At 39.4% G+C, this 17,889-nt stretch carries 15 protein-coding genes and 6 tRNA genes; 17 read left to right on the forward strand and 4 right to left on the reverse strand.

Annotated features, from left to right (window positions below):
* Window positions 1-54: 54 nt before the first annotated feature.
* The 10 genes from VIK44_RS10700 to aroD all read left to right on the forward strand — a co-directional run bounded on the left by VIK44_RS10700 (window position 55) and on the right by aroD (window position 7,604).
* Window positions 55-139, forward strand: a tRNA-Tyr gene (locus VIK44_RS10700).
* A 157-nt stretch (window positions 140-296) separates the two neighbouring features.
* Window positions 297-372 (forward strand) — tRNA-Lys (locus tag VIK44_RS10705).
* A gap of 471 nt (window positions 373-843) precedes the next feature.
* Window positions 844-918 (forward strand) — tRNA-Gly (locus VIK44_RS10710).
* Between the two features lie 301 nt (window positions 919-1,219).
* Window positions 1,220-3,898 carry a formate dehydrogenase subunit alpha gene (fdhF, locus tag VIK44_RS10715; protein ID WP_331553889.1) on the forward strand — a complete coding sequence of 893 codons (2,679 nt, stop codon included), beginning with the start codon at window positions 1,220-1,222 and terminating at the stop codon, window positions 3,896-3,898.
* Window positions 3,899-4,584: 686 nt separating this feature from the next.
* A complete protein-coding gene (locus VIK44_RS10720) occupies window positions 4,585-5,298 on the forward strand; it encodes a TrkA C-terminal domain-containing protein (RefSeq protein ID WP_331553890.1) in 714 nt (237 codons plus the stop codon).
* 81 nt (window positions 5,299-5,379) lie between these two features.
* A tRNA-Leu gene (locus VIK44_RS10725) sits at window positions 5,380-5,464 on the forward strand.
* Between the two features lie 6 nt (window positions 5,465-5,470).
* Window positions 5,471-5,545 (forward strand) — tRNA-Gly (locus VIK44_RS10730).
* A 65-nt stretch (window positions 5,546-5,610) separates the two neighbouring features.
* Window positions 5,611-5,687, forward strand: a tRNA-Arg gene (locus tag VIK44_RS10735).
* A gap of 124 nt (window positions 5,688-5,811) precedes the next feature.
* Window positions 5,812-6,819 (forward strand): nucleoid-associated protein, encoded by a 1,008-nt coding sequence (locus VIK44_RS10740; RefSeq protein ID WP_331553891.1) that lies wholly within the window; start codon window positions 5,812-5,814, stop codon window positions 6,817-6,819.
* A gap of 23 nt (window positions 6,820-6,842) precedes the next feature.
* Complete coding sequence (gene aroD, locus VIK44_RS10745) at window positions 6,843-7,604, forward strand: type I 3-dehydroquinate dehydratase (protein ID WP_331553892.1); 762 nt, start codon at window positions 6,843-6,845, stop codon at window positions 7,602-7,604.
* A 101-nt stretch (window positions 7,605-7,705) separates the two neighbouring features.
* Here aroD and VIK44_RS10750 read toward each other — a convergent pair whose 3' ends face one another.
* The 3 genes from VIK44_RS10750 to VIK44_RS10760 form a co-directional block, all read right to left on the reverse strand.
* The gene (locus VIK44_RS10750; protein WP_414637076.1) at window positions 7,706-7,990 is read right to left on the reverse strand and encodes a phosphatase PAP2 family protein; all 285 of its coding nucleotides are present in this window, start codon (window positions 7,988-7,990) and stop codon (window positions 7,706-7,708) included.
* A 236-nt stretch (window positions 7,991-8,226) separates the two neighbouring features.
* Entirely contained in the window at window positions 8,227-8,919 is a 693-nt protein-coding gene (locus tag VIK44_RS10755; protein WP_331553903.1) for a uracil-DNA glycosylase, read from the reverse strand.
* Window positions 8,903-9,601, reverse strand: coding sequence for an HAD family phosphatase (locus tag VIK44_RS10760; protein WP_331553893.1), 699 nt, complete (start codon window positions 9,599-9,601; stop codon window positions 8,903-8,905). Before VIK44_RS10760 ends, VIK44_RS10755 begins: the two co-directional genes overlap by 17 nt.
* Before the next feature lie 146 nt (window positions 9,602-9,747).
* On the opposite strand from VIK44_RS10760, the gene ispE reads away from it, so the two are divergent.
* Together ispE and VIK44_RS10770 are read left to right on the forward strand one after the other, a co-directional pair.
* A complete protein-coding gene (gene ispE, locus VIK44_RS10765; RefSeq protein ID WP_331553894.1) occupies window positions 9,748-10,599 on the forward strand; it encodes a 4-(cytidine 5'-diphospho)-2-C-methyl-D-erythritol kinase in 852 nt (283 codons plus the stop codon).
* Window positions 10,600-10,614: 15 nt separating this feature from the next.
* Window positions 10,615-11,286, forward strand: a complete 672-nt coding sequence (locus VIK44_RS10770) for a GntR family transcriptional regulator (protein WP_331553895.1) — start codon at window positions 10,615-10,617, stop codon at window positions 11,284-11,286.
* Between the two features lie 95 nt (window positions 11,287-11,381).
* On the opposite strand, the gene lspA is transcribed toward VIK44_RS10770, so the two are convergent.
* Complete coding sequence (lspA, locus tag VIK44_RS10775; protein ID WP_331553896.1) at window positions 11,382-11,861, reverse strand: signal peptidase II; 480 nt, start codon at window positions 11,859-11,861, stop codon at window positions 11,382-11,384.
* Between the two features lie 194 nt (window positions 11,862-12,055).
* On the opposite strand from lspA, the gene VIK44_RS10780 reads away from it, so the two are divergent.
* From VIK44_RS10780 to VIK44_RS10800, 5 genes are all read left to right on the forward strand, one after another.
* On the forward strand, window positions 12,056-13,285 hold the full coding sequence (locus tag VIK44_RS10780) for an AI-2E family transporter (protein WP_331553897.1): 1,230 nt from the start codon (window positions 12,056-12,058) through the stop codon (window positions 13,283-13,285).
* Between the two features lie 62 nt (window positions 13,286-13,347).
* Complete coding sequence (gene tyrS / locus VIK44_RS10785) at window positions 13,348-14,574, forward strand: tyrosine--tRNA ligase (protein ID WP_331553898.1); 1,227 nt, start codon at window positions 13,348-13,350, stop codon at window positions 14,572-14,574.
* Window positions 14,575-14,584: 10 nt separating this feature from the next.
* Complete coding sequence (gene hisS, locus VIK44_RS10790) at window positions 14,585-15,820, forward strand: histidine--tRNA ligase (RefSeq protein ID WP_331553899.1); 1,236 nt, start codon at window positions 14,585-14,587, stop codon at window positions 15,818-15,820.
* A gap of 269 nt (window positions 15,821-16,089) precedes the next feature.
* On the forward strand, window positions 16,090-17,280 hold the full coding sequence (locus VIK44_RS10795) for a class I SAM-dependent RNA methyltransferase (RefSeq protein ID WP_331553900.1): 1,191 nt from the start codon (window positions 16,090-16,092) through the stop codon (window positions 17,278-17,280).
* A 28-nt stretch (window positions 17,281-17,308) separates the two neighbouring features.
* A partial coding sequence (locus VIK44_RS10800; protein ID WP_331553901.1) for an RNA methyltransferase substrate-binding domain-containing protein occupies window positions 17,309-17,889 on the forward strand: 581 nt, incomplete at its 3' end.

The raw sequence follows: 17,889 nt of genomic DNA on the forward strand, positions 1-17,889 counted from the left end.
CAGGTTAACGGTTCAAGTCCGTTCATCAGCTCCATTTTTTTGCAAAAAAACAATGGGAGAATGCCCGAGTGGCTAAAGGGGGCGGACTGTAAATCCGTTGACGGCGTCTACGATGGTTCGAATCCATCTTCTCCCACCAAAGTTTTACCCCAATTTTTGGTAAAAAATTGGTCGGAAGTTGAGCGCAAGCGAAACGACAGTGATAAAACGAACGCATTTTAATTGAAAACTCATCCAAATTCGGATGAAAAGAGTTTTCAAATAAAATACGATCATTAATATTAATATTTTATTCTGACCCATTAGCTCAGTTGGTAGAGCATCTGACTTTTAATCAGGGTGTCGGGCGTTCGAGCCGCCCATGGGTCACCATTTCAAACAATAAAAAACCGCTATTTACAGGGGTTTTATTTTTTTACTCAAATTAGTTTTAATTTTAGTCAGAATTTTCTTATGTTACAGTGAGAAAATGACTCGCGAAGCATAAGATAATAAAATAGAAACTTAAATACCCTTGTTCATCAATGGGGAATCTGATAGAATCAAGAACGTATTATACAGGGAAGATACTAATTATTGCATTGCTTATGAGAATCAATGGAAATCTTTAAAGAAAAGAGAATCCAGTTGATGTTGCAAAACGACTGGGATGCAAATGGGATAATGATAAGAAAAACTATACACTTACAATTTTAAGTGAAAACTACTATAACAAAAACTAATCTTTTTTAAAGAGTCAGCCCTAGTCTTAAAACAGGAATATCCATTAATATAGTGAATATTTATTAAATCATGTTCGAAAAGCTTGCAGGCACACAGTTTTACTGGTATAATCAGTACATTGCGGAAGTGGCTCAGTGGTAGAGCACTGGCTTCCCAAGCCGGGGGTCGCGAGTTCGAATCTCGTCTTCCGCTCCAAAGATTGATCTTTATATACCCTTCGTTTTTTAATGAAGGGTATTTTATTGCCCATTTGTTCGGATGTATTTTTATATAATTCAACAATGGTAACTGGATATCTTTAAGTTGTATAAAGTCAAAAGAACATGATGTATTGAGAAAAATGACAGTATATCAGGGTTTCAAATCATTAGAAGTAATTAATTAGGTAAAATTGATTTAAAAAAGTTAAGAAAAAAAAGAATGACAAAAAAACATCAATGACAAAACTAAAGATTTAGAATATAATACAGGTGTAAAAGAAGGGAGAAATAATTATATGGTTAATTTGACAATTGATGGACAAAATATTAGTGTTGAACCAGGAACAACAATCTTAAAGGCAGCCCGTTCCGTTGGTATCGACATCCCCACTCTGTGTAATTTTAAAGACTTTACGCCAGATGGAAACTGTCGGATGTGTCTCGTTGAAGTTGTTGGGGCAAGACGATTTGAAACGTCTTGTTCAACTCCAGTAGCAGAAGGTATGGTGGTTAATACCAATACACTGGAGGTACGAAAGGCACGACGTTTTGTATTAAAAATGCTCATGTCGAATCACGCATTTGACTGTGTGACCTGTTATAAATACGGTTCTTGTGAATTTGTAAAATATGATGCAAACTGTATGGAATATGATGATGTAAAAGAATTTGGAACAGAAATGGTGATGGAAAAACCCATTGATGACTCCAATCCATTCTATACCTATGATCCCAATAAATGTATTTTATGTAATCGATGCATCAAAGTATGTGAGCATCTCCAATGCAGTCATATTTTAGCTCAATGTGATCGTGGCTATGAAACTACGATTAATCCTGTTTTTGATATTCCAAGAAGAAATTCTGACTGCACGAGCTGTGGAAATTGTGTTGCAGTTTGTCCTACAGGGGCTTTGGCGCCTAAGAAATTCAAACCTTTTGCCTATACAAAAAATGTAGAAACCATTTGTCCCTATTGTGGCGTTGGTTGTACTTTAAACCTGAAAGTGCTTGATAATAAGATCACTGATGTTTTTAGTACCGAAGGAAAGGTGAATGACAATTTGCTTTGTGTAAAGGGCCGTTTTGGCTATGATTTTGTAAGTAGTCCTGACCGCCTAACAACACCTTTAATTAGAAAAAATGGTGTTCTGGAAGAGGCAACTTGGGAAGAAGCTTTGTCACTAGTGGTTACAAAACTCAAAGAAGCAAAAGCAGAGGGACCACAGGCAGTGGCCGGATTATCCTCAGCACGATGTACCAATGAAGATAATTATGTCTTTCAAAAGTTTATCCGAGTTGTTGGAGAAACTAATAATGTGGATCATTGTGCACGTCTGTGTCATGCTTCTACCGTTGCGGGTTTAGCAAAATCCTTTGGTAGTGGTGCTATGACCAATAGTATTGATGAAGTGGACATCATGGATGTCATATTTGTCATCGGGTCTAACACAACAGAAACCCATCCAATTATAGGCGCAAAAATTAAACAGCGTCAGCAAAAAGGGGCAGCACTCATTGTTGCAGAACCCCGTAGAATAGAATTGGCAAAATATGCAGACGTGTTTTTACAAATTAAACCAGGAACTAATGTTGCTATTTTGAATGGTCTGATGCGTGCTATTTTAGATGAAGGTGCGGAAGCCGCAGATTTCTGTAAAGCACGTACTGAAGGCTATGAAGAATTTATAGAATTTATGAATACTATTACTGTTGAATCCTGTGCAGAAATTTGCGGAGTTGATCCAGAGGATATCCGTAAAGCAGCGCATCTTTATGCAACAAAAGACAAAGGCGGCATTTTCTATTCTATGGGCGTGACCCAACATAAAACTGGTACTGATGGGGTTATGTCTGTAGGTAACCTGGCTATGCTTACGGGAAAAATTGGTCGAGAAGGTTGTGGCGTTAACCCACTTCGTGGACAGAACAATGTACAGGGTGCCTGTGACATGGGCGCATTACCAGGAGATCTTCCCGGTTATCAAAAAATAGCAAACCCAGAAGTTAAGGCTAAATTTGAAAAAGCCTGGGATGCAAAACTTCCGGAAAATGCCGGAAAAACATTAACTGAAATCGTCGATGGCGTAGGTGATGGCACCATCAAGTTTTTATATGTAATGGGTGAGAACCCCGTGGTTTCAGATCCTAACACGAATCATGTAAAGGAAGCCCTGTCCAAAGGTAACTTCATTGTGGTTCAGGATATCTTCCAAACAGAAACCACCGAATATGCAGACGTCGTATTGCCGGCATTTGTTTATGCAGAAAAAGATGGGACTTTTACCAGTACAGAACGACGGATTCAACTATTACGAAAAGCAGTTGAAGCTCCAGGGAGTGCTAAAGCCGATTGGGACATTATTGGTTTAATTGCTAAAAAAATGGGCTATAAGGGCTTTGATTTTACCTCTGATGAAGAAATCATGGAAGAAGTTGCATCAGTAACGCCTAGCTATACAGGGGTATCCCATGAACGACTTCGTAATGGAGATCGTATTCAATGGCCTTGCCTGAGCAAAGACTCTGAAGGGGCAAGATTCTTACATAAAGGGACATTCACCCGTGGTAAAGGATGGTTTGCCATTGCGGACTACATACCACCACAGGATCAAGCGGATGAAGAGTATCCTTTAATCCTGATGACCGGTCGAATACTCGAACAATACCATACCAGAACAATGACTAAGCGTACTCCAGGAATTGAAGAGATTGCAGGAGAGTCTTTTGTGGAAATGAACCCAGTGACAGCCGAAGCCTATGGTATCGCCAAGGGCGATTTTGTCAATATTACCTCACCAAGAGGAACTGTTTCTGTAAAGGCACGCTTTAACCCGGGAGTAATGGAAGCCAACCTTTTCATGCCTTTCCATTATGGACCTAATGGTGGAGCGAATTACCTGACAGGTGGTGACCTGGATCCGATTGCAAAAATTCCACCGTTTAAAGTTGTCAAGGTTCATATTAGTAAATAGTTATTAAGTAAAATAGTTTATCATGAAAAGGGGTGCGCAAGCTCCCCTTTTTCTTTTAGAGCATAAGGGAGATTAGTTGGAACCAATAAAAACAGCAGCTATTCTGGCTGGAGGTCTCAGTCAAAGAATGGGATATGATAAAAAAGCTTCGCTTAGGCGGTGAAAACATTCTTAAGCGGATTGTTGTGCAACTCTCAAAGGATTTTGATGATATTATTATTAGATGTAACCAAGAGGATTTCCCGGAAATTAATGGGGTGAAAGGTTTCTAGCCTGATGCCATGGAAATATAAGCGTCTCTGGCAGCTCTATACACAGGGCTCATACACTCAAAATCATAATATCTTTATGTGATATGCCAGTTTATAATCATGATTATGTGGTATATATGAAAGAGCTGATTAAACAAAAACCCAGAATAAATATTTGTGTGATATGCTATAGAAAGTGGATTGAGCCCTTTGATGCATTTTACAATATAGACCTTATTCCAAAATTTATGCCTTTTAAAAACATGAATATATGAAGGAATGTATAAGACTAGAAGTGATAACTTTTTTTAGAAATGGATAACATAATGAACGAATATCAGGTAACTTCTTTATTAATAAGAAAATGATGTCTCAAATGCGTACTTTCAGCTATTTAAGAGAACGGGTATTGGGCGTTATAAGAAAGGGGAGTCAATGGGTTTTAACACATCGCTGGTCAGTTTTTTTATTTTAATTATTGCCTATTTAGTATCGGTGGAGATCTTTACCGTTCTTTTTCGGCTCACTGGATTAAAAGAGGATAAAGCGCGTTTCCAAGCTATTTCCTGTATGACAAACAGTGGATTTACCACTAAAGAAAGCGAACTTATCCTTAATTCGGTAGCACGACGACATTTAGCCAGAATGATGATGATTTTTGGTTATCTTTTTGCTGTAACAGGGGTTTCGATATTAGTAAATTTGTTTATGCGTTCCTCGGGTAATCAAATAGATTGGTGGACCATTGTATATTCTGTTGTTTTCCTTATTCTTATTTTAACAATCACCCGATCAAAATGGATCATTAGAAGATTTGATCTTCTCGTGGAATCACTGGCAAAAAATAAACCAAGAGGTCTCTTTTATAACAACGTTCGGATTTTAGAAATGTTTCACGACAATCTGATTGCTGAAGTTTTTGTAACAAGTATTCCTCGTGAAATTATGGGGAAAACACTGCTTGAAATGAATTTTCGTCATACGTATAAGTTAAATGTGCTATTGATTAAACGCGGAAATACCACAATAGATCATGTCATAGCAACAGATCAGATTATGCAGGGGGATAGAGTGTTTATTTATGGATCAAAAAAGAACATTATGTATCTTTTCAAAGATGAGATTCAAAAAGAAATTGAAATTGGTTGACAAACGGCCTGGAGTTTGTTATTATAATCAGGCACGTTACAGACAGTAACTTTGATAATACTTGTCGATAACATTGCTTATGCGGATGTGGCGGAACTGGCAGACGCGCTAGACTTAGGATCTAGTATCTTACGATGTGGGGGTTCAACTCCCTTCATCCGCACCACTTTAAGCGGAAGTAGCTCAGCGGTAGAGCATCGCCTTGCCAAGGCGGGGGTCGCGAGTTCAAATCTCGTCTTCCGCTCCATCAATTATACAAAATTGAAGAAACATAGGCCTTAGTCTATTGTATTCTTTTTTATCAATGCATGTGCGCCCTTAGCTCAATTGGATAGAGTAGCTGGCTTCGAACCAGTTGGTTGAGGGTTCGAGCCCCCCAGGGCGCACCATTTGAATGTAAAACCAGGGTAATCTGGATCAAATCACCATCACTGATGGTGATTTTTTTTACCCCGAAAAAGTTTTAATTATTTATGATACAATAAATCGGACAAGAGAGAATTAGGAGCTAAAATGGATAACGATATTACAATCAACAAATCAATTTTGCATGTATTGGATACAAATGCCGGGATCCCGGTTTTGTCGGATGTTTTACTGAATATGACAACAGGTGTTAAAGAATACGTTGAAAAGCATGTGGAAAGATCAATAAAAGACGCTGATATAAAGCGAACTGCCTTTAGAAGTCAAAGTAGCTTTAAAGATCTTATTTCGGAATATCGGAGTCATCCTGATGAACTGGTCCGGGCGAGTCGGGAAATATCCCAGTTGTTTTTCGATTATATGCTGGAACACATTGAGATCCCATCAGCCGATCTGGTTTTTGTTGATTTTGACCTGAAGCATGAAACCCATCTTGGAATTTTTAAGTTCAATTATAAGCATGGATATATCCATTACGTGAATACGGATCATGGGTTGTCCAATGATATTTTGGTTCAACCCTGTGTGCTTCCGACCGAAAGCCAAAAGCTGGATGAATTTGTAATTATCAATATGGGAACAAATGAGATCTTGATAAAGGAAAAGAAATATTCCATTGATAATCAAAAAGATTATTATATTTCAAACCAATTACTCCAATGTGAGGATGCCATTTCAGAAAAAGAAGCCTTCGACATTGTTGAGAAGACAGTAAAGAAGATAATTGCCACAGAATATTCTGGAGATATTAATAAACTCAACACCGTTAAGCAGGTCATGGCTGATGATTATGAAGCAGATAGTGAAATTGATATTGACAATATTGCCAAAATAACCTTTAATGGGGATGAAATGGTTCAGGCGAAATTTAAAGAAGCGGTGGAACAAAACGGGTTATTTGAGAAAACGGTTCCGGTAACTCAGAACATAGAAAAGAAAATTTTCAAAAAGCAGAAATTCATCACAGATACAGGAATTGAAATTAGTATTCCTGCAGATCAGTTAAACAGAAATGATATTATCGAGTTCAAAAACAACCCGGATGGGACTATTTCTGTGGAAATAAAAAACATTGGTTTATTAAATCAGAAGTAAAAGAGAGCTGGAGGAGCGAAATAATGGTTAGAACTGGAAAATTAATAGAAAAAAATAAATTTACCTCATGTATGCCCTTGATTTCAGGAACCGAAGTGGCACTTTTTAAAGAAGTTGAGGAAACAGGTAAAAGCGGTTATGATTTTTTAGAATGGCGGCGGGATTATTTTCGCCCAGGGGAAGCCTTAACCGTTGATGAAGAAATAAAGATTTTGAAGAAGTTGAAAACAATCAAAGGAGATCCTGGGATTATTTATACATTCCGAAGCCATAACGAAGGTGGCGCTTATGAGACTTCGGATAGTGTGAGACTGGAAGCCATCGGATTCGCTGCAGGCGTAGCAGACTATGTGGATGTTGAGTTAAAAAGCGATCAGGCGTTTTTAAAGGGTGTGAAAAAAGCTCTGGAAAATACAGGCTGTGGGCTCATCCTTTCCCATCATCATTTCACAAAAACGCCTAACGCGAAAGAAATTAATGAAATTTATGATGCCATGGAAAACCAGAGGGCGGATGTTCTAAAGTTGGCAGTGACCCCTTCATCGGAAGAGGACATGCGACAGCTTATTGGTGCAAGCCTCAATAAAAACGAAAGCACAGTAAAGCCGCTTATTGCCATTGCCATGGGAGCCCTTGGGAGTATTACCAGGGTTGCCCCAGAATTATGTGGGGGTTCTTTAACCTATGTTGCCGGGAGTGGAAAAACAGCCCCAGGTCAATTGAATTTAGAAGAAATAATGATTCTTCGAAAATCACTGGGTCTGGGAAAAATGCTCAGAGTATAAATAAAGCCTAAGCCTGGCTACTCAGTTTATTAAGAGTAAAACCAGGCTTGGGCCTTTTATTTTTGCAAATTGCTTTTGTCTTCTCTATATGGAAAGAAATTTTACCATGATAGGATGATCCTTAAACCAGATACACCAGCCATTTGGAAAGATACGCAATAGAGAATACCAATGATGATGCTGCCTAAAACGTTGGTGGGATAATGTACAAAAAGATAAAGCCGGGTAAAAGAAACCAGAAGTGCGAAAAACAGCAGTCCCCATCGCCACAAATCCTTTCGAGTAATAAAATAAGCCCAGACAAAAGCAAAGACTGAAGCACTATATCCAGATGGAAAGTAAAGGTCCAGGGGTTTGGGAATGAGAAGCTGGATTTCGTAGGCCATATAGGGCCGTGGGCGCGCTATAAGGTTAAGTGTCGGATTTCACAAAGAGCCCACACAATGTCAGTGAGACCAGCAGGGTTAGGCCAGTTAATCGGGTTTCTTTCTTTAGCATTAAAAATATTGCAAGTAGAATCCCTCAAATGCCGTTGCCCCAAAATTAGTGATGAAAATAAAAAAGCCATTGAGCTGTTCAAAAACAAGATGATTTTGTATCCATACCAAAATAGACAGCTCCATCAATCTTCAAGGCAATCATTATCTGTAATTTCCCAGTCGATGGATTTGGCCCCACGGCTTTCCAGAAGGGCATTTGCCTTTGAAAAAGGACGACTCCCAAAAAAACCACGGTGGGCGGAAAGAGGGCTGGGATGGGGGGATTTAATAATGGGATGCTGTGGGTTGGTAATCAGGAGGATTTTATTTTGAGCATCCCGCCCCCAAAGAATAAAGATTACTGGTTCCTCTCGCTGGTTCAGAGTTTCAATCATTTTGTTGGTAAAAGTTTCCCAACCCATGTTTCGATGAGACGCGGCCTGCCCACCACGAACAGTAAGGACAGCGTTAAGGAGTAACACACCTTGGCGCGCCCATTTTTTTAGACATCCATGGTTGGGAATGGCATACCCAAGATCTGCGTTGAGTTCCTTATAAATATTAAGAAGTGAAGGGGGAATAGGAACCCCGGGCTTTACCGAGAAGGAAAAACCTTGGGCTTGGTCAGGACCGTGATAGGGGTCCTGACCGATGATACAAACCTTGGTATCGGCATAGGATGTGTACTGAAAAGCATTAAAGATATCCTCCATTGGAGGATAAACCAAATTAGATTGATACTCCTTAATTAAAAAGTGCCGTAGTTTTTTATAATAGTCCTGGTTGAGTTCCTGTTGAATGGGAAGTTCCCAATCGTTTTTAAAATGAATGGTCATCATTATCCTCCTGAAAGAAACGGTTATAAAAATTTTCGTTCATCAATTCCTGGAAATTTTCAATATGACAAAGGGTTGCGTTTTGGATGGAGGCCAGGCGATGGTATTGATAGGCATCATCCACAGAAATTACCTTCATCCCAGCAGCTAAAGCCCCTTGGATACCCTCTAACGTGTCCTCAAAGACAAGGCAGTTTTCCGGGGAAACCCCTAAAGATTTTGCAGCAGCCAAAAATACATCAGGGTGTGGTTTTCCCATGCCTACTTCACAGGCGAAGTGAAGTGAATGAAAATAGTGATCAATCCCATAATGGGGTAGAAAGAGTTCCAAGGTTGAACGGGTGTTGGAGGTAGCAATGGCCATGGGAATATGATGTTCAAAAACCCAGGATAAAAAAGCCAGAGCACCAGGCTTAAAACCGATTTTTGATAAAATCGCATCCTGAGACATGGTGTCCCACTCGGCTTTAATTGTATCAATAGAATCAGTCAGGTCAAATCTTTTTTTAAAATAGTGGGCAGTTTCGGTGAAACTTTTTCCGGAAATTTCAAAGGATAAATCTTCAGGGCAGTCAAGTCCCCGTTCACCAAGATATTGTACATCTATCTCATGCCAGAGTCCCATGGAATCCACTAAAGTACCGTCGAAATCAAAAATAATTGCGTGTGTGTGTTGTGTCATCAGTATGAGACCTTTCTTGTCCAGGTTATGGTTAGATTATACACTAAAAAGCTGAGTTTAAACGATGGTTTTTATCATTCACAAGAATGAGGAGTTATGTTATAATGAACAAAGTATACATTATAATAAGTACGAGGAGGGGTGTAATGGAGAAAATTGTCGTTAGAGCTCAGGCTAAGGTAAATTTATCCTTGGACGTGCTGGGTAAACGAGAAGATGGCTACCATGAAATGCAAATGGTTAATCACTCTATTGAGCTCCAAGATACATTGACTTTTGAATCCTGTCCTAAAGGCGTTACCTTGACTTCAAATGTTCAGGGAATTCCGCTCGATGAAAAGAACCTGGTGATGATTGCTCTTAGAAAATTACAAAAGCGTTTTGATATGGATAAGGGAATAAAAATATATTTAGAAAAAAGGATTCCCCATGAAGCAGGTCTGGCCGGAGGAAGCAGTGATGCTGCAGCCACACTTAAGGGGCTGAATGCACTTTGGAATTTAGGCCTTAGCACGGAAGAACTTATAAATATCGGAGTGACCATTGGTGCTGATGTACCCTATTGCCTTCTGGGAGGAACGGCACTGGTGGAGGGTATTGGAGAAAAAATAACCCCGCTATCACCCATGAAAAAGTTATATGTGGTTGTTGTAAAGCCGAATATGAATATTTCCACTCCCTGGGCGTTCAAATATTTGGATGCGTATGCGATCAAAAAACGACCGGATATTCCTGAAGTTATTCGTTCATTGGAAGCGGAAGATTATATCGGATTGAGCCATGCTATGGGAAATGTTTTTGAACCTCTGGTCATAGGAAAATATCCTGAAATTGATGAAATTAAAAATGATTTGATTCATCACGGAGCCATAGCTTCCATTATGACCGGAAGTGGACCTACAGTAATTGGTTACTACTTAAACAAAGCTTTGGCTGAAAATGCCTGGAAATTATTTTCAAAAAAATACACGATGTGTTTCCTCAGTGAAACCTGTTAAAAAAAGGAGAACTAAATGGATGAAGAAAAAAAGGGATTAAATCTTGATATAAGCTCATGTAAGCCACTACGAGAAATTGTTTTTGAAACCATCCGCTGTGCGATTATTACAGGAGAGTTAAAGCCGGGACAACGACTTATGGAAGTTCAGCTTGCTGAAGAAATGGGTGTCAGCAGAACACCGGTACGTGAATCCATAAGAAAACTTGAATTGGAGGGCTTAGTTAAGATGGTGCCTCGGAAAGGCGCCTATGTCACCCCAATGTCAGTAAATGATCTCAGGGAAATGATGGAAATCCGTCGGGCGTTAGAAGGCCTGGCCGCAGAACTTGCAGCCCAAAATGCCTCTCAGGAACAAATTGAGCAGCTTTATTTGGCGAATCAGCGCTTTGGCGAGGCAGCTTTAGAAAATGATGAAGAGGGGATTATCAAATATGATATGGATATCCACGAAATTATTTATAAGGCTTCAGGTAATTTAAAATTGCTGCAGATGATCAATAGCCTCAGGGAGCAGATGCAACGTTTTCGGGCAGAGTATGTTCATCGGATTGAGGATAAGAATCCTTTAGTAAATCAGCATATGGAAATTATAAAAGGGATTGAACAGCGGGAAGGTGCCATAGCGAATACGGCGGCCTGCGATCATATTTTCTCAACCGGAGAGTGCATGTTAAAATTATTATAACGTTTGTTTGACTTAAGCGTGATAAAAAAACGAATGGGCCTGTGATTCAGAACAAGTCCATTCGTTTTTATTTGATTTAATATTGGAGAGATTCATTACTTAAGTTTACCGAGATCGTTATTTTCCAAAAAGTTTTTATTGCTAAGTAATGAAATGACCAGAAAAATACTGCCGCAGACGACAAATGAATCTGCAAAATTGAAAATGGCAAAGTTAAACAACCGAAAATCCAAAAAATCCACAACAAAATCAAGCCGGAGACGGTCAATCAAATTGCCGATGGCCCCGCCAATAATGAAGGATATGGAAATGTTCACCCAAAGATTTTCTTTAATCTTAGGAATCTTGATTAATAGCCAGACCAGAATGAGGATAAAAATCACGGTTGTAGCAATGAGAAAATATTGCATATCAGAAAACAGACTAAAAGCAGCCCCTGTATTTTCTGTATAGGTTAAATGAAAAACATTGGGAATCAAAGGAAAAGTAGTCATCGGCTTTAAATGAGTGAGCACTAAATACTTCGAATATTGATCAAGAAAAATGGCGAAAACGATAATTGAAAGATAGATCATACTTTCTCCTAATTTTAATTTTTGTTCACCTCAAAATATAAGATAATTTTCGCTAAATTACAAGGAAAACTTTTATTCCAGGCGATTTTCTTTTATATTAATCTAATCTTAAGGAACTGATGGAAACTGCTTTAACTATTATAAGTAAAGTGTTAAGATATTAATCGGACCAAAAAATAGTCTTGGAGGAAATTTTGAAACTGAAATTTGATAGGGAACTTATTAAGAAATACTGTTACTTATTAGTCGGCGCAGTTGCGTTGATTTTTATCTATAAAATTCTCGATAATTTTGGATCAATTACAACGATCATTTTTAGTGCTATTGGAAGCATCTTTGGAATATTAATGCCTATTCTCATTGGTGTGGTATTGGCTTATTTTCTTTTCAGACCCATGCGGGGCATTGAGAAGTTTGTCTATAAAATAATGCCGAAAAGTCAGGAGCATACCGGTGGGGTACGGCTGATTGCAATTCTCATTGTTTATATTATTACAATTATTTTAATTATTCTCTTTTTTTATGCAACCATCCCATCAGTGATTGAGAGCCTTACAAGCTTTGTCAATCAAATGCCTGGAAATTTAACGAAAATTGATGAGCTGCTGGGCAGAAGTTTGGCTCAAGGTGGTGCGGCTCAGGATATTCTGGCATCCTTAAAATTCACCATTGATGGACTGCAAGTCCTTACTCCCCGGGATATGATGAATCAGTTAGCGGCTTATTATGGAACTAACCCCGGATCAATAAAGGATATTAGCAGTGTGGCCCTGATTTTTGTTAAGGGTACCGTTGGATTTATTATTTCATTCTTTATCGTTTTTTTCACCGGCTTCTATCTAATGTTGGACAAGGAAAAAATTACCCAGCAAATAGACCGGTTTGCCAAAGCACTGATGAATAAAACACTCTATAATGGTTCCCGCTGGGCAGCGATTACCGCAGATAATATTTTTTACAAATACTTTACAGGAAAAATTCTCACATCCATACTCATTGGATTCTTGTGTTATCTGGGATTTCTTGTGATGGGTGTGACATATGCACCTCTGATTGCCATGATTATTGGTGTTATGAACGTAATTCCTTACTTTGGCCCGATTATTGGCGCTGTTTTTGGGATAACAATAACTCTCATTGATGATCCGGTAAAGGCATTGTGGCTTACTATTTGGATTATTATTGTATTGCAGTTTGATGGCAATATTTTAGTCCCAAATGTATTAGGGAAAATTGTGGAACTCAATCCCTTCTGGGTTTTAGTGAGTGTGGTGGTTGGCGGAAGTCTTTTTGGGATAGTGGGAATGTTTGTAGCTATTCCGATGTTTGCAGTCATTAAAGTATTTTTCGAAGAGGTCCTGACACGTTGGGAAATCCATCGAGAAAGATTAAGAATGGATGACGGTTCAGAGCCTGATGAATAAAAGAATAGAATTTGCAATAAACAGGGATGTCTCATCTTAAAAACGAAAGGATAAAGCAAATAATGGAAAACGTATTTCATGTGTTACAGGAACGTGGTTTTATTGAACAATGTACCCATGAGGAGGAAATTAAGGAATTGCTGGGGAAAGAATCAGTCGCTTTTTATATCGGATTCGACCCAACAGCGGACAGCCTTCATATTGGACACTTCATTCAAATTATGGTTATGGCACATTTACAGCAGCATGGACATCGCCCCATTGCTTTAATCGGCGGCGGAACCACCATGATCGGAGATCCTTCAGGTCGAACTGATATGCGTCTTGTCATGACGCCGGATCGGATTGCCGAAAATGGCGAAAAATTCAAGAAAGTATTTGAAAAATTTTTGACCTTTGAGGATGATAAAGCAGTTATGGTAAATAATGCCAAGTGGCTGTTGCCACTTAACTATATCGATTTCCTTCGCGATGTCGGCGCTCATTTTTCAGTGAATCGGATGCTCACAGCTGACTGCTACAAATCACGTTATGAAAAAGGGCTTACCTTCCTGGAATTCAACTACATGCTCCTCCAGGCCTATGACTTTTATGTGCTCCACAAGGAACTGGGCTGTAAAATGCAGTTTGGCGGGAATGATCAGTGGTCAAATATTATTGCCGGTATTGAGCTGGTAAGGCGTAAGGATGGCGAACAGGTTTATGGTATGACCTTTTCGCTTTTAACCACCAGTGAAGGCATTAAAATGGGAAAAACCTCTAAGGGTGCCTTATGGCTGGATCCTGAAAAAACATCACCTTATGAATTTTACCAATATTGGCGAAATATTGCCGATGCTGATGTAGAAAAATGTTTGTCTCTGTTAACCTTCCTGCCCATGGAAGAAGTTCGACGATTAGCCGCTCTGGAAGGCTCGGAGATTAACCGGGCAAAAGAGATTCTGGCATTTTATGTAACTAAACTCATTCATGGCGAGACGGTAGCGAATGAATCACAGGCGGCAGCTCGAAAACTCTTTAGCGGAGACCAGGGGAATGCAGATATTCCAAGTGTTGAATTAAAAAAAGAGGCTTTAGGAGACGGATTGGATATCCTTACTCTCCTGGAAGTGGCAAAACTCATTTCCACCAGAAGTGACGGACGACGTTTGGTACAACAAGGCGGCATCTTAGTTGACGGTGAAAAAGTCGAAGACATTAAGGCCATGTTTGCGCCAGCTGATTTTACAGACGGGAAACTAATTCTTAAAAAGGGTAAGAAGGCATATAAACAAATCGTTTTAGTATAGAAGGTGACTAATGATAAGTTCAAAACCCGTAAGGGGAACCAGAGATATACTCCCGGATGAAATGAAAATTCGGGATCATTTGGAACAGAAGATTTTAGAAATATATCGGATTCATGGCTTTTCCCGGATTGAAACCCCGGCGATGGAAAATTTAGAACTGTTACTGGGAAGCGAAGGCGGCGAGAATTTAAAAATGCTTTTTACCATCTTAAAGCGAGGGGAAAAATTAGAGTTGAAACAGGATGCAAGCGTGTTGGATCTTTGCGACATGGGCTTGCGTTTCGATTTAACTTTACCCCTGAGCCGTTTTTACTCCAACAATCAGGAAGTCTTGGAAAGTCCTTTTAAGGCAATTCAAATAGGTAACGTATTTCGAGCAGAGCGTCCCCAAAAAGGGCGGTATCGATCCTTTAAGCAGTGTGATATCGATATTATCGGAGATGCGACAATCAATGCCGAAATTGAGTTAATGGATACCACTGCCAAAGCATTACTGGCAATTGGGCTTAAAGGATTTACCATTAAAGTAAATCATCGGAAGTTGCTGAGTGCTATTATTCAAAGATCCGGTTTTGCTCCGGAGACTGTGGGATCCATCTGTATCTGTTTGGATAAAATGGATAAGATTGGTGTGGATGGCGTGACCCGGGAATTATTGGATAAGAACCACGATGACAAAGCGGTTGAATGTCTGATGACCTGTGTAACTGATATTTCTCTGGAAAACCTTGAACAATGGGTGGAAGATACTGAAGCAGTGGATAATCTAACCCAGGTGATTAACACCATCAAAAGTCTGGCTAAGGATAATTTCAAGGTGGTCTTTGATTCTACCCTCATCCGGGGAATGGGCTACTATACCGGCTTGATTTTTGAAGTCAGTTATGGTCCCTATGGTTCTTCGGTAGCTGGCGGCGGCCGGTACGACAATATGATCGGCAAATATAATAAAGTGTCAGTACCGGCGGTAGGATTTTCCATTGGTTTTGAGCGGATCATCAATATCCTGATGGAAGAACAAAATGACAGCATTGAAAAAGAAAAGTCAGCCATCTTATTTTACGATCCTAAGACTGATAATTTTGGCGAGGTCATTGTCCGGGGAGATGTCTGGCGGGAAAAAGGCTATATTATTAACCTCATGGTTATGAAGAAAAAATTCGGGAAACAGATTGCCGCCTGTAACAATGGACACCACCAGGGGTTTATGGTTTTTGGCAGAGATGAAGAAATAAAATTTTTTTAAAAAGATAATAGACAAAGTAGAAAAGTAAGTCCTGGGGATAATGGTAATATCAGGTGTCAGCATCATGGCGAACGGTTGATAGCCTGTCCGAACATGTCACAGACAACGATTTACCATTGTCCTCAGGACGGGTTTGTCAACAAACTCAAGCATCAGCATCTGCTGGTGCTTTTTTATCGAAAATTCCGGAGATATAATTATTTTGTTGCTATTAGAAAAAAGTGTGTTATAATTATATGTTAACAAATATATTTACAAAGGAAAAATGAATGTCGAAAAAAATAAATTTAATTGCCACTGCTGCTTTCGGTATCGAAAGTGTGGTTAAAGATGAAATTAAAAACCTGGGTTATGAAATTACCGAGGTGGAAAACGGGAAAATTCGTTTTACCGGCCCTTTGGAAGCCATCCCACGTTCTAATTTATGGTTGCGCTGTGCGGACCGAGTCCTTTTGGAAATTGGCCGTTTTAAAGCCATTACCTTTGATGAACTCTTCGAAAAAACAAAAGCATTACCCTGGGAAAACTGGATTCCTGAAGATGGTGAGTTTCCAGCTGCGAAAATTACCAGTGTGAAATCAACACTTTACAGCAAATCCGATGGGCAACGGATTGTTAAAAAAGCGGTTGTTGAACGACTGAGGTCAAAGTATCATGAGGATTGGTTTCCGGAAAATCGCGGGAAATATCCCATTCATATTCAAATTCTTAAAGATGAAGTAACCCTATCCATTGATACCAGTGGTTCAGGTCTCAATAAACGCGGTTACCGTGAACATGGGAATGAGGCGCCATTAAAAGAAACCATTTCAGCCGCTTTGGTGTATTTATCACGTTGGAAGCCGGAACGCTTTTTTCTCGATCCTTTATGTGGGTCAGGAACCATTGTTATTGAGGCGGCAATGATTGGTAAAAATATTGCCCCGGGATTAAAACGGGAATTTGTTTCAGAGTCCTGGGATTTTATTCCAAAAGAATTATGGGATCAGGCACGGCAAGAGGCACAAGAGGCCATTAACGACAAAGAATTTCTTATTCTTGGATCGGATGTTGACCCGGATGCTCTGAAGCAATCAAGAATCAACGCCGAATTGGCTGGCGTAACAGACTATGTTGCTTTCCAGAAACTGCCGGTACAATCGGTAGAGACAAAGAAAAAATATGGCGTCATTATTACCAATCCTCCTTATGGCGAACGTATTGGGGAAGAAAAAGAAATTCAACGGCTCTATCGAGATATGGGGAAAGTTTTCGGAAGTCTTGATCAATGGTCTTATTTTATAATTACAGGATATGACCGTTTTGAAAAATACTTTGGAGAACCCTCAACAAAAAATAGAAAGCTCTACAATGGGGATATTAAAACCCATTTCTACCAATATTATGGACCGCTGCCACCACGAAAGCAAAAACCGATTGCCGAAGTTGAAAATTTAATTGACACGAACGAATTAGGTTGAAAATAGTAAATAAAGAATGGGTGAAAAGATGAAACGTGAAACAAAAAATCAATCAAAGAGCACACCAACCAGTAAACCTCGAGGCAAGAATAAGGATCGTCCATCAAAAGGCGGTGAAGCTGGGAATACTTCCAGAGGTAATAAAAAACCCCGCAAATTTGAAGCACGCGGACCCAAGGAAGAACGAACACCTTATAAATCCGAAGGACGTGGAACCCAAGATGAAAAGACTCCTCGTAAATTCGAAGAACGTGGAACAAAAGGCGATCGAACCACCAGTAAATTCGAAGGGCGTGGGCCGAAAGAGGAACGTACCCTTCGTAAATTTGAAAGCCGAGGACCCCGACAAGATCGAAATAATCGCGGACTTGACGATCGTAAACCACGACGAAAATTTGATGGCTTTAGTCGTGAACAAGAAGGTTTAGATGAAGAAACCTTTATTATTATCGGAAAAAATCCAGTCATGGAAGCGCTTCGATCCGGACAGGATATTGACAAGCTGTTAGTTCTGAAAGATAACACGGATCATGTACTTAAAAAAATCATGGATAATGCTAAAAAACGCAATATTATCGTTAATTCCGTTGATAAGGCCAAGCTGGAATA

Source organism: Acetobacterium sp., from assembly GCF_036508315.1.
Classification (GTDB): Bacteria; Bacillota; Clostridia; order Eubacteriales; family Eubacteriaceae; genus Acetobacterium.

What these genes read in the sequence shown, in the direction of transcription:
- fdhF (WP_331553889.1), top strand. Translation starts at nt 1,220, where the DNA reads ATGGTTAATTTGACAATTGATGGACAAAATATTAGTGTTGAACCAGGA.
- VIK44_RS10720 (WP_331553890.1), top strand. Translation starts at nt 4,585, where the DNA reads ATGGGTTTTAACACATCGCTGGTCAGTTTTTTTATTTTAATTATTGCC.
- VIK44_RS10740 (WP_331553891.1), top strand. Translation starts at nt 5,812, where the DNA reads ATGGATAACGATATTACAATCAACAAATCAATTTTGCATGTATTGGAT.
- aroD (WP_331553892.1), top strand. Translation starts at nt 6,843, where the DNA reads ATGGTTAGAACTGGAAAATTAATAGAAAAAAATAAATTTACCTCATGT.
- VIK44_RS10750 (WP_414637076.1), bottom strand. Translation starts at nt 7,990, where the DNA reads ATGGCCTACGAAATCCAGCTTCTCATTCCCAAACCCCTGGACCTTTAC.
- VIK44_RS10755 (WP_331553903.1), bottom strand. Translation starts at nt 8,919, where the DNA reads ATGACCATTCATTTTAAAAACGATTGGGAACTTCCCATTCAACAGGAA.
- VIK44_RS10760 (WP_331553893.1), bottom strand. Translation starts at nt 9,601, where the DNA reads ATGACACAACACACACACGCAATTATTTTTGATTTCGACGGTACTTTA.
- ispE (WP_331553894.1), top strand. Translation starts at nt 9,748, where the DNA reads ATGGAGAAAATTGTCGTTAGAGCTCAGGCTAAGGTAAATTTATCCTTG.
- VIK44_RS10770 (WP_331553895.1), top strand. Translation starts at nt 10,615, where the DNA reads ATGGATGAAGAAAAAAAGGGATTAAATCTTGATATAAGCTCATGTAAG.
- lspA (WP_331553896.1), bottom strand. Translation starts at nt 11,861, where the DNA reads ATGATCTATCTTTCAATTATCGTTTTCGCCATTTTTCTTGATCAATAT.
- tyrS (WP_331553898.1), top strand. Translation starts at nt 13,348, where the DNA reads ATGGAAAACGTATTTCATGTGTTACAGGAACGTGGTTTTATTGAACAA.
- hisS (WP_331553899.1), top strand. Translation starts at nt 14,585, where the DNA reads ATGATAAGTTCAAAACCCGTAAGGGGAACCAGAGATATACTCCCGGAT.
- VIK44_RS10795 (WP_331553900.1), top strand. Translation starts at nt 16,090, where the DNA reads ATGTCGAAAAAAATAAATTTAATTGCCACTGCTGCTTTCGGTATCGAA.